Source organism: Vibrio sp. LaRot3, from assembly GCF_027587025.1.
Lineage (GTDB): Bacteria > Pseudomonadota > Gammaproteobacteria > Enterobacterales > Vibrionaceae > Vibrio.
On the sequence record NZ_JAPPTI010000001.1, the window covers coordinates 1,337,960 to 1,350,408 of the forward strand.

The 12,449-nt window shown below is 44.8% G+C and carries 7 protein-coding genes; 4 read left to right on the plus strand and 3 right to left on the minus strand.

Annotated features, from left to right (window positions below; genetic code table 11):
- The first annotated feature begins 603 nt into the window (after positions 1-603).
- On the plus strand, positions 604-2,163 hold the full coding sequence (locus OH461_RS06090; protein ID WP_270019699.1) for a SulP family inorganic anion transporter: 1,560 nt from the start codon (positions 604-606) through the stop codon (positions 2,161-2,163).
- 154 nt (positions 2,164-2,317) lie between these two features.
- A complete protein-coding gene (locus OH461_RS06095; protein WP_270019700.1) occupies positions 2,318-3,901 on the plus strand; it encodes a phospholipase D family protein in 1,584 nt (527 codons plus the stop codon).
- Between the two features lie 73 nt (positions 3,902-3,974).
- On the opposite strand, the gene OH461_RS06100 is transcribed toward OH461_RS06095, so the two are convergent.
- Positions 3,975-6,671, minus strand: coding sequence for a hypothetical protein (locus OH461_RS06100; protein ID WP_270019701.1), 2,697 nt, complete (start codon positions 6,669-6,671; stop codon positions 3,975-3,977).
- A gap of 301 nt (positions 6,672-6,972) precedes the next feature.
- Between OH461_RS06100 and OH461_RS06105 the strand changes: the two genes are divergently transcribed.
- Together OH461_RS06105 and OH461_RS06110 are read left to right on the plus strand one after the other, a co-directional pair.
- Positions 6,973-8,928 carry an alkyl/aryl-sulfatase gene (locus tag OH461_RS06105; RefSeq protein WP_270019702.1) on the plus strand — a complete coding sequence of 652 codons (1,956 nt, stop codon included), beginning with the start codon at positions 6,973-6,975 and terminating at the stop codon, positions 8,926-8,928.
- Positions 8,929-8,938: 10 nt separating this feature from the next.
- A complete protein-coding gene (locus OH461_RS06110) occupies positions 8,939-9,406 on the plus strand; it encodes a hypothetical protein (protein ID WP_270019703.1) in 468 nt (155 codons plus the stop codon).
- A 50-nt stretch (positions 9,407-9,456) separates the two neighbouring features.
- Here the strand turns inward: OH461_RS06110 and rnd are convergent, their stop codons facing one another.
- Both rnd and fadD read right to left on the minus strand, forming a co-directional pair.
- The gene (rnd, locus tag OH461_RS06115) at positions 9,457-10,575 is read right to left on the minus strand and encodes a ribonuclease D (RefSeq protein WP_270019704.1); all 1,119 of its coding nucleotides are present in this window, start codon (positions 10,573-10,575) and stop codon (positions 9,457-9,459) included.
- Between the two features lie 68 nt (positions 10,576-10,643).
- A complete protein-coding gene (gene fadD / locus OH461_RS06120) occupies positions 10,644-12,356 on the minus strand; it encodes a long-chain-fatty-acid--CoA ligase FadD (RefSeq protein ID WP_270019705.1) in 1,713 nt (570 codons plus the stop codon).
- Between the last annotated feature and the right edge of the window lie 93 nt (positions 12,357-12,449).

A 12,449-nucleotide genomic window follows, 5' to 3' on the forward strand; every position in this document is an offset into this window, starting at 1 on the left:
GTTAACCTTTCGCGGTTAAGTTTCGTTCGAGACAAAAGCTTTTTAATCAAGGCGAGAGGTTTGTAGCCTAGTCATTCTAAGCAAAATCCTCTCAACAAAGAGTAAAAGGCTTTTGGCCGAACCCTTCGGGCAGCGTTTGTGACTCCTTTTTACTGCGTTATCGGCTTATCAGGTAGGTTAACTACACCTCAAAGCCTCTGCCTTGTATAAAGAACTCACAAACAGCTGCGAAAATCAGCTCGAAAGGTCAACACGCCCTAAACATTAATATTGGTTAACTTCTGGTTCATTCTTGAACTTAATCACACTTTTCGGTAGCATGCGCCGATTCGATCTGAATTACTGACTTTAGTCACTCTGCTCTTTTGAACCAAATGCATTAATTAGGTGTTCGTAAATTTACGCAGGAAAAATCACTTAGAACAAGGCGAAGATTGCAGCTAGTTACTCTACCTACTCGATCTTGCACCTAGTCATAAGTCATTTTAACCAGCAAGAATGAATAGATAATTAGTGAGCTTGGTGTTACATCTCATTTTTGCTTCAGTGCCGACAAAAGCCAAATTCAGAATAGTTGTAAACACTTAGCCTAACTGAGCAAACATGTTTGAATTCCCACAATTTTCTAAGCACTCCGTAAAAAACGATGTGTTATCAGGCCTGACCGTTGCACTTGCATTAGTCCCTGAAGCCGTTGCATTCGCATTTGTTGCAGGCGTAGACCCTATGGTTGGTCTTTACGCAGCCTTCATTGTTGGCCTAATCACTTCTATCTTTGGTGGTCGCCCAGGTATGATTTCTGGTGCTACTGGCGCAATGGCGGTGGTAATGGTTAGCCTTGTAGCGACTCACGGCGTGCAATACCTCTTCGCTGCTATTCTTCTAGCTGGTGCACTGCAAATCGCAGCGGGTATCTTTAAGTTAGGTAAATTTATTCGCATGGTGCCACACCCAGTAATGATTGGTTTCGTTAACGGTTTGGCGATTGTGATCTTCCTAGCTCAGTTAGGTCAGTTTAAAGCGCCAGACTTAAGCGGTGCGCTTACGTGGCTACCAAGCGATCAGATGATGTTGATGCTTGGCCTTGTTGCACTAACTATGGCGATCATCCACTTCTTGCCAAAACTAACCACTGCAGTACCTTCCTCTTTGGTGGCAATCGTGACGGTTACTGCGTTAGTAGTAGGTTTGGATCTTGAAACCCGCACAGTAGTTGACTTCCTACGTACCATGTCTGGTGATGAAGCTGCAACTCTTGCCGGTACACTGCCTACATTCTCGATTCCAGCAGTTCCATTCACGCTAGAAACACTACAAATCATTCTGCCTTACGCAATCATCCTTGCGGCTATCGGTCTTATCGAGTCTCTACTGACCCTGACGGTACTAGACGAAATGACAAACACTCGTGGCCAGTCTAACCGCGAATGTGTAGGCCAAGGCCTAGCGAACGTGACTTGTTCTATGTTCGGCGCTATGGGTGGCTGTGCGATGATTGGTCAGTCAATGATCAACGTAAACTCTGGTGGTCGTGGTCGTCTATCCGGCATTGTTGCTGCGGTAATGCTACTTTGCTTTATCCTATTCGCATCTTCTCTGATTGAAATGATCCCACTAGCAGCGCTTGTTGGTGTTATGTTCATGGTAGTGATTGGCACATTCGAATGGGCAACGTTCAAGCTTGCGCGTCGCGTACCAAAACAAGATTTCTTCGTTATCGTACTAGTAACAGTAGTAACTGTACTGACTGACCTTGCTGTAGCCGTTGCAGTTGGTGTGATTGTTTCTGCTCTAATGTTTGCTTGGCAACATGCGAAACACATCTACGCATCAAGCAAAATCAATGAAGAAGGCTCGAAAGAGTATCATATCCACGGCCCTATATTCTTTGGTAGCGCAGCCAACTTCCTAGAGCTGTTTAACGCACAAAACGATCCGCAAGATGTGATTGTTGATTTCGCAAACTCACGCGTAACAGACCACTCTGCAATCGAAGCGATTGAGACTCTAGCGGAACGTTATGCCGCGGTTGGCAAAACACTGCACCTACGTCACCTAAGCCAAGATTGCCGAGCATTACTTCAGAAAGCCGGCAGCTTAGTTGAAATTAACGTAAAAGAAGACCCTAGCTACAAAGTCGCAACTGACGTACTCGCGGGTTAATAGACAGTTAATACTGAATAGATAAGTAGAAGGGCTTCCAGTTGGAAGCCTTTTTCTTTTCAGCTACAAAATCACTTCTATAAAATCACTCTGGCTCTCTACTTCGCTATATGCTTAAATCTTAACGATAAAAATCAAAAGGATAAGATTAGATATGCGAGGCTTAAGGACGAATACAGCACATTCTGCATGGCGAATTGGGATTAAAAGGCTTGCTCAAGCCCTCTGTACCTTATTGCTCATACTGGTTGCGATTGCTTGGCTTTACCCCGTGACACCTTTAGAGGCGATAGACAAGCCTCACAACCATTCGATCCCCTTCTCAGGTAGCACTTTACTTGGTCAACTCGCAACCGAGTATGCTAAAGAGGGCGACCAAACGGGCAAGACAGGCTTCTATCCTCTCGCTAACGGACAAGAAGCGCTGCTAGCACGATTAGCCTTAATTGATAACGCACAGACTTCTGTCGACTTACAGTATTATATCTATCGAGATGATAGCACTAGCTCTCTATTGACCTACGCGCTCTATTTAGCTGCCGAGCGTGGGGTTAGAGTGAGAGTATTACTTGATGACATGCAAGCGCGTAACGATAGCGATATGGCTTCACTCGCCGCCCATCCGAATATCGAGCTGCGTTTGTTCAATCCGTTCGCTAATCGCAGTCTACGTGCTCTAGATTTCATCAATGACTTCAAGCGTATGAATCGACGCATGCACAATAAGTCCATTATCGCTGACAATGCCTTTGCCATAGCCGGTGGGCGTAACATCGGTAATGAGTACTTTGCGGCCAACCACGAAGTTGATTTTGGTGACTTCGATTTTCTTTTGACTGGACAATCAGTGCCAGAAATCAGTAACCAGTTCGATCTGTATTGGAACAGTACTCCCGCAGTGCCTAGCACCATGCTATTCGAGCAACAAAGCCAGCCCGATGCCAGCCATATCGAACAATGGAAGCAAACGCTGAACGAGCACTTTAATGGTTCAGATTACGCTGCAAACATCGACGAATTACCACTAATTAAGGCACTAAAAGACGAGAAACTTAAATTCTATTGGGGTGAAGCTGACGTACATTACGATCAACCAACCAAAGTTTACAAACCAAGTAACGACGACTTTATGCTCAATGCCTTAGATGGCATTTTACGCCAAGCAGAAACATCGTTCTTGTTGGTTTCCCCTTACTTTGTTCCAACTCAAGCGGGTACGGATTTATTGGTCAGTGCCGCGCACTCTGGTATCGATATTACCATTATCACCAACTCTTTAGCATCTAACGATGTATTTGCTGTTCACGGTTGGTACGCTAAATACCGAGCTCAACTATTGGCGGCCGGAATTAAACTGTATGAAGTAAAAGCAGACCCAAAAATCAAAAAGAAATACTCATGGCTGGGGAGCTCACGCACCAGCTTGCACGCTAAAACGTTCATTCTTGATGACAGTAAGATCTTCGCCGGTTCGTTTAATTTTGACCCAAGATCGGCTTTTCTCAACACCGAGATGGGGGTATTAATCGAAGCTCCGCAGTTTGTGACTCATGCACTCGCCAATCTCGATAAACACTTAGCGCAAAACACTTACCGTTTATCCCTCACTCAAAATAATGACATTGTCTGGCATAACGATAGGACTCAGCAAGAGTTCACCAGCGAGCCAGACGCAAGCCTGTTACTTCGACTTGGCGCGTGGGGAGCGGGTATTTTGCCAATTGAAGAACAACTATGATGCTATAGAAATAAAAAGGTCGCTTCACAGCGACCTTTTTAATTATTTAAATAGCTTATGGTTTAAGACTTACCTAGCTATCTAACAGCTTCTGAGCAGCCTTTCGTACTTCAATGGAGCCATCACTAAGGAAAACTTGCAAACCTTCACGATAAGAGTCGACATCACCTTGCTCAAGCATGCTCAGCAACTTTATGCGTTCAGCGGCGGTTAGCCACGCTTTAAGATCTGGGATTCGTCCTTCTTGCGCTAGTCTCTGTACAAACTCTACAGGTTCGCGCGCCTCATGCGCAGCGAAGTACAACAACATAAACTCATTCACACCCGCATCATCCAGCCAGTTTAACATCCATTCTTCTCGGGCACGGATTAGTGCGCTGCTATAGCTAGGTTGGTTAATAGTGTTATGGCCTATGTGTTCATCTGTCCAACGCTCGGTAAGATTGAGTTCTCTGGTTTGGATACAATGGATCGCGTGCGCTTGTTCAACGAAATTACACATCATCCAATGCAAGCCTCGTTTACCAAGTTGGCTAAAGAATACCGCTAAACGTTTCGCTTTTTGCTCTGGTAGCAACCAAATCAGTTCAGAAGGCGCGACTTGACCTCGATATCTCGCGTAAGGATCCCAGCCTTGTAATTTAGGTGCACCTAAAGCTTTCGGCGTTAAAGAATCTAAGCCTTCACCTGTATCCAAGTAGCTCAAAATTTTGTTGGTAATCTCTGCTGCTCTCTCCGGCTCAAGTTCATCGGTTAGGTCATCTAACAGTATCGATTCAAACCATCCTTCAATGGGTAGTTCCACCTCTGGATTCACCAAGCGAGCATGCATAAAGAACAGAGCGACCTGTGCTGGGTAACAGCGTTCAAACGACTTGAGCAATTTCTCTCGCTCAGCCCACTGATGGCGACCAATCATACTGTTGTCATCAGATTCTGCATACGCAAAGCCATTGACCCGTTCACAGTAGCTCTGCCAGAAACGGGGCGAAACCGGACGATAGCAAGATGCAGATTGGTAGGTCATTAACAGGTAAGTATCAATATCCGATTGCTCAACCCCCGCCGATGCTAAGCATTGTACGATGTGCTGTTCTAGTGCCTCACTTTCAATAAGTCCGTACAATGGATAATCTGACCGAAAGTGGAAAATACGGTTAATGACGCGTTGAGGTGCGAGCGTCACCCATAAAGTCCAATGACGCTTAACCAGCACTTCTAAATCAGATTTCAAATCCCCGCGAGCAAAGACTTCCATCAACCAAAACAGCGCTAAAATCGCTCTTTGATAACCATCCTTGTTCCCAAGTAAGGCATAGGCTGGCTGATTTGGGCTGACCATATCGCCCGAACGGCCGCCATCTCTGTAGCAAGATTCAGCCAACAACGAAATCATTGCTTGGTCGTCAAAGCCGCTGTCGACTTGAGAAAGCCAAGCTTGCACGTCCGCTAGTTCGCCTGCTTTTAAACTTGTATAGCGCTTGTATTTGTCTGTTAAAGCAGGCAATAAATGCTGCTCTAACCACGCTAACAGCTCATGTTCTTCAGGTTCCGACTCGATATGATCATTCAATCGCCATGCAGCATAAGCACAACCACCAATGTGAGTGGGTAGATATTCAAGCATCTGATCATCAAGCCCCATTAACTTGTGGTCAATACTCTCAAACTCACTGATAGTCATAAGCGGCAAGTTAGGATTTAGAGCAGAAAAACAAGATTTCCACTCAGCCTCAGACCACACCTCTTCAGGTTCTACTTCATCATCGCACGGTTCATCAACGATACGCGTATGTTCCCACTGGGCATAGCGATCTTCGAGCTGCCAAGCTGGCGCAACTTTGGTTAAGCTCACTCCCGGATATTGAGCCTTCACTTCGCCAAGCAAATGAATCGCTTCTTCGTCTACACGCGAACCTAAAATGGTCTGTTGCTTCACTTGGTCTTGATACTGTTCATCTTCATAGTACGCCGCAGTGACATCCCAGTTACCTAAGCTGTAATAGAAGCTTAAAGTCGGATGTTCCGAACTTTCCACTGGAACAGACACCATAGGCTGATGGCCTAAGCGCTCAATGAGTTGCTGCTTAAACCAAACGTAATCTTCTGGTTTCTTCGTGAAATGCTCAATGAGATCAGGCTGATGTTGGTACCCATCTCTATCCATATAGAAATGACGACGAATGTGTGCCGCATCGGACCAAATATAAGCCTTGATCAGATCTCGGCTCCAGCCAAATTCTTCAACTAAAGCGTTAAACATTTCAAATGGTACAGACCAAGATTCCGTATCCCAGTAAGGAATAACGAAACTACTCAAATAGAAGCTGTGGGCAGGATTCACTTTAGCCATGATAAACAGCGCTTCAAGACCAAAGAGGTTCATATCACTTAGCATCAAGTCATTGTGGTCATTTCGGCTGCGCGCAAAATCCACCATGGCTTGAGCAGTAAGCTGTAAGTCTTGTTCCAACTGAGGGAAGTTAAGCGCACAAGCAAACAGAACTGGCTCGCTAATATAAAGCGCTTTCTCGTCACTACGGTAGGTATTGAGTACGTGAGCAACTAAATCACGACTATCACCCGCATCATCAACATTCAGAACTCGACCTGTTTGATCGACAAATTCAATGTTGAACAAAGTAGACATTCGCAGTCTAAATGCCGTGCCATCAACAAGACGTTGGCGATACTCAGCCAGTGCTTTAGCAATACTTTCGGGATCTTTAGGGTTAACGGTGATGTGGATGGATTTATCGAACTCTGACATGTAAAACCTGCTTCAGACGATAGACATTTCGCGCACTAATTAATCAGTTCGGTCAACATCTAAGATACTGATATAAAAGACAATTAGAATGATAGGCAGTATATCGATTGCACCTACAATGTCTAACAGCAAAGTGAAATGTATGGGACAGCGCACACTGCGAACCAACACTTAAAAAAGTGAAACGTTTTCGCAATGCAAACATGCAAAAGATATAGAACAGGCGGAAAATTACGGTGAAAATTAAATATTCAACTACCTTTACATATGCATGACAACTCATAACAAAAGGAAATTGAAGATGAAACATCTCACCATTCCGTTATTGGCTATGTTCCTATCTATTTCAAGCAATGCAGCGGAAACAAAACCTGCGACTCAAGCCACGATCGACGAGAACCAAGCGCTCTATCAAACGCTTCCGTTTGATGACACAAAAGACTTCGAAAGAGCACAGAAAGGCTTTATTGCTCAGCAAGATGTCGTCACCATCAAGAATGAAAACGGCGATGTTGTTTGGGATCTAGAAGAATACAAAAAATTCATTACTCTCGATGCTAAAGCACCTAACTCGGTAAACCCAAGCCTTTGGCGTAATGCCCAATTGAATATGGTTAATGGACTTTTCAAAGTAACAGATGGCATTTACCAAGTACGTGGCTATGACCTCACCAACATCACATTCGTAGAAGGTAAAAAAGGATGGATCGTTTTCGATCCATTAATTTCTCAAGAAACCGCAAAAGCAGCACTGGATTTTATTAACCAAGAGTTAGGAAAAAGACCCGTTACCGCTGTTGTATATAGTCACAGCCACATCGACCATTTTGGTGGTGTGAGAGGAATTGTGAACGAAGAAGATATAGATGCAGGTAAAGTAGAGATTATCGCTTCGCACGGATTCACCGAACATGCTGTCTCTGAAAATGTCATCGCCGGTAATGCGATGGGCAGACGAGCCATTTTTATGTATGGCGCTTTATTACCGAAAAACGCACAGGGTAGTGTTAACGGAGGTTTAGGCCAAACCACTTCAACCGGACTTGCTACCCTCATTCGCCCAACGCTGATTATCGAAAAAACCGGTGAAAAACATACCATTGATGGTATTAAAATGGTTTTTCAATATACCCCAGGTTCAGAAGCACCAACAGAGATAAACACTTGGTTTCCCGATAAAAAAGCGCTGTGGATGGCAGAAAATACGACCAACACAATGCACAACATTCTGACTCTGCGCGGCGCTCAAGTGCGTGATGCACTTAAATGGTCATCCTACTTAAATGAAACCATTGAAATGTGGGGAGACGAAGTGCAAGTTAAGTTCCAAAGTCACCACTGGCCGATGTGGGGACAAGAAGAAATTGTCGATTACTTCAAGCTACAGCGCGACATGTATAAATACACTCACGATCAAACTGTGCGTCTAATGAATCAGGGCTACATTGGTTCAGAAATCTCTGAAATGATTCAGTTCCCAGATGAAATCGACAAAAACTGGAATACTCGTGGTTACTACGGGACTCTTCGTCACAATAGCCGCGCGGTATATCAACGCTATATGGGTTGGTACTCGGGTAATCCTTCAGACCTCAATAACCTACCACCAGCCGATGCAGCGACTAAATATGTGGCGTATATGGGAGGTGAAGAAGCAACCATCAAACAAGCTCAGCAAGATTACGATAAAGGCGAGTATCGTTGGGTAGCGGAAGTGTTAAAACACGTTGTTTTTGCTAATCCTAACAGCAACAAAGGTAAATCTTTGCTGGCAGATGCGTATGAGCAACTAGGATATCAAGCTGAATCCGGCCCTTGGCGCTCAGTTTATCTGCAAGGTGCTTTCGAGTTAAGAAACGGAACACCTAGCTCTGGTGGTACCACCACCGCCTCGCCAGATATTATAAAGAACATGCCTCCAGAGATGTTGTTTGACTATCTAGCCGTTCGCCTACTACCTGAAAAAGCGGATGGAAAAGACTACGCAATCAATATTGATTTTACCGACCTTGATGAACAATACACCATCTACATTGAAAACTCCGTACTTAACCACACAACCAAACTCAGCGAAGAACCTGATGTCACGTTAACGTTAACCAAAGAGACATTAGATGACGTTCAGTTAGGTGTAATTACTTTAGAGCAAGCTATTCTTAACGGAGATATCAAACTCACAGGTGATAAGGAAGTATTCAAAGACTTCATTAGTATGCTTGATACATTCAACTTCTGGTTCAATATTGTATTGCCTTAGGAGACCGTATATGAGAAAGGCGCTTATCACTGCTCTAGCACTGATATTTAGTGCATCAATTAGCGTATCAGCTGTCGCTTGCTCTTATGATGGGCAATTCAGCAACCCATTTACGGAAAGCTTAGATGGTTCGCTTGATGTCGCCTTTGCAACCCGAGAAGCATTAGATAGTAAGCGCCTGTCCAGCTTGGAGCCAATTGAAGGGCAGAAAGGCTTGAGGCGCGCCAGTTGGTGGTTAACTCTGATGGTGAAAGAGTACCAAAAAGAGCTACACTCGATTGGATACATTTATCTGATTGATAGTCACTTATGGTCAAAACTTGGGGGAAGCCAAAGGATAAAGATTCATTCATCACCCGAGGACACACGACAAGCTAAGGTATTATTGGTCAGTGAAGCCACACTCTACGCTATAGTGAGTAATGAGCTTGAATTAAATAACGCCATTGAGCTTGGGCTCGTCAAAGTGTCGCGTTAAAAATAAGGCTGAGGTTTTTCTCCTCAGCCTTTTCTTCATTATTTTTCTGGTTACTTAACCAGTTTATCCAACTTAGCGCCAAACAAGTCTAAACGCCAACCTTGCATCACATCTGGTAGTTTTTCCGCATCTCGATTGCGCTTCCAAACCCAGCTTAATAGCTGATTCAATTGCTTTTTAGATGCCAAAAACTCTGTTGCTAGTCCACTGGTTTGAGACGCTTTCTTTACTTCATCTTTCAGCACTTTAAATAACTGCTTGTAGCCCGGCTTGTCCATCAGACGCTCAATCGGCGCTGGATGCTCTTCAACAGGAGTATGCTTAGCCAACTTTACAATCGAGATGATTCGCGCACTGTGGCGATGCAGAGCTCGCGGATCAATGCCCTCTTGCTCCATCTGATGACGATTTTGAATCCCATGACGAGCAATGGTCAGTAAGTCATTCTCTTTAAAGATGAAGTTCAGTGCCAAGTCACGACGTACCGCTTCTTTGTAACGCCAAGTGGCTAGCGGTCTTAAAATCGCTAGTTCGCGCGGTTTAAGTTGCCATGCCCCTTTAATATCTAAGTAAGCATTCTCAACATCGACGGTTTTGATGCGCTTAGAAGCAATTAACTCACATTCAGATTGCGCCGCTTGCCACCAACCCGCTTGCTCAACTTCACTAAGTAGCTTTTCATACAAGGGTTTTAGGTAGTACACATCGGCCGCTGCGTAATCGAGTTGCTTCTGAGAGAGTGGGCGCGCCAACCAGTCTGTGCGTGATTCACTCTTATCAAGCGCGACACCTAAGTTTGCTTCCACTAAGGTAGCAAAACCCGTCGATAAACCGTTGCCCAAAAATGCGGCCATGATTTGCGTATCAACCATTGGCTCAGGCAGACAGCCAAAGCTATTATGGAATACTTCTAAATCTTCACCACAAGCGTGCAGAACCTTGCGCACCTGCTTGTCTTGCAGCAAGCCGACAAATGCTGACATGTCATCAATTTTCAATGGGTCGATTAACGACAGAGTTTGCCCATCAAAAAGCTGAATAAGGCCTAGCTGAGGGTAAAAAGTGCGTGTACGCACAAATTCGGTATCAAGCATAACAGCGTCCACGCTTCTTGCTTGATGACAGGCAGCTTCAAGTTGAGCTACCTCGGTGATGATTTGATAATTCACTGAGTTCTCGCTGTGAGCAAATAAAAATGCCGACTTTGACGGTCGGCATTCTAACAGAGTTTATAGGGCTATTCAGCCTTAGCTTGAGTGCCTTGTGCGGCTTTAGCAATATTCGCGTCGTTCTCTTCACGCAATACGCGGCGTAGAATCTTACCCACGTTGGTCTTTGGCAGATCGTCTTTAAACTCAACAATCTTAGGAATCTTATAGCCTGTTAGATGTTGACGACAATGAGCAATCACTTCTTCTTTGGTCAAGCTAGGATCACGTTTCACCACGTAGATCTTCACCAACTCACCCGATACTTCATGAGGCTGACCAATCGCCGCAACTTCAAGCACCTTACCGTGCAGTGATACCACATCTTCGATCTCATTCGGATAAACGTTGAAACCAGAGACAAGAATCATATCTTTCTTACGGTCAACGATATGAATCAGACCTTCATCGTCAAACTTAACAATATCACCCGTTGATAGCCAACCATCTTCTGTCAGCACTTCTTTGGTTGCTTCAGGACGTTGCCAATAACCTTGCATTACCTGAGGGCCACGAACTTGCAGTTCACCCACTTCCGTATTTGGCAGAGGATTCCCCTCTTCATCCACAATGCGCACTTCTGTTGATGGCACAGGCAGACCAATTGCACCAGTGTAATCAACAAGGTCGTATGGGTTACCTGTTACAAGCGGCGAACACTCCGTTAGACCATAACCTTCTAGCAAGTGAATGCCGGTTACTTTTTTCCATTGCTCTGCGACGCCACGTTGTACCGCCATGCCGCCACCAACAGATAGTTTCATATTGCTGAAATCAAGCTCGTGGAAGTCTTCATTGTTCACGAGTGCGTTGAACAGCGTGTTTACGCCCGTCATTGCAGTGAATGGGTATTTTTGTAGCTCTTTAATAAAGCCCGGAATATCACGTGGGTTAGTGATAAGCAGGTTACGACCACCCATCTCAATAAACAGCAAGCAGTTAACCGTTAAAGCAAATACGTGATACAGCGGTAGCGCTGTCACAACCAGCTCTCGGCCTTCAGACAATACTGGTCCATAAGCCCCTTTTGCCTGTAACACGTTAGCAATCATGTTACGATGAGTAAGGATTGCGCCTTTTGCTACACCCGTTGTACCACCGGTATATTGAAGAAACGCAATATCATCACCCGACATAAATGGCTTAACGTATTGTAAACGACGGCCTTTGCTTAGCGCCTTACGCATTGAGATTGCGCCCGGCAGATCGTACTTAGGCACCATGCCTTTTACGTACTTCACCACGAAATCAACAATCGTACCTTTCGCGCGTGGTAGCATTTGACCAAGGCTAGTCAGAACCACGTGTTTCACTGGTGTGTTGTCAACGATTTGCTCTAGCGTATTAGCAAAGTTAGACACAATCACAATCGCTTTTGCGCCTGAGTCGTTTAACTGATGCTCAAGCTCACGTGGCGTGTAAAGTGGGTTTACGTTTACCGCAATAAGCCCCGCACGTAACACACCAAATAGTGCCACTGGGTATTGCAATAAGTTAGGCATCATAAGTGCAACACGGTCACCCTTTTGCAGCTTAAGATCGTTTTGTAGGTACGCGGCAAAAGCACGGCTACGCTCTTCCAATTTACGGAAGGTCATGACCGAGCCCATATTCATAAACGCTGGTTGATCAGCAAACTTTTGTACTGACTGCTCAAACATCTCAACCAAAGATGGGTATTGGTCTGGGTTGATGTGCTCAGGCACTTCATCTGGATAACGTGATAACCAAGGTTTATCCACGGTACTACTCCTCGAATATGATGGGTGTTGCAACAGGGGCAAAGCGAAGCGATTGAACGCTTATTTAGCCGCCCGAATCCAGTTCAACTGGTT

Coding starts and splice junctions, on each gene's coding strand:
- OH461_RS06090 (WP_270019699.1), top strand. CDS start 604: ATGTTTGAATTCCCACAATTTTCTAAGCACTCCGTAAAAAACGATGTG.
- OH461_RS06095 (WP_270019700.1), top strand. CDS start 2,318: ATGCGAGGCTTAAGGACGAATACAGCACATTCTGCATGGCGAATTGGG.
- OH461_RS06100 (WP_270019701.1), bottom strand. CDS start 6,671: ATGTCAGAGTTCGATAAATCCATCCACATCACCGTTAACCCTAAAGAT.
- OH461_RS06105 (WP_270019702.1), top strand. CDS start 6,973: ATGAAACATCTCACCATTCCGTTATTGGCTATGTTCCTATCTATTTCA.
- OH461_RS06110 (WP_270019703.1), top strand. CDS start 8,939: ATGAGAAAGGCGCTTATCACTGCTCTAGCACTGATATTTAGTGCATCA.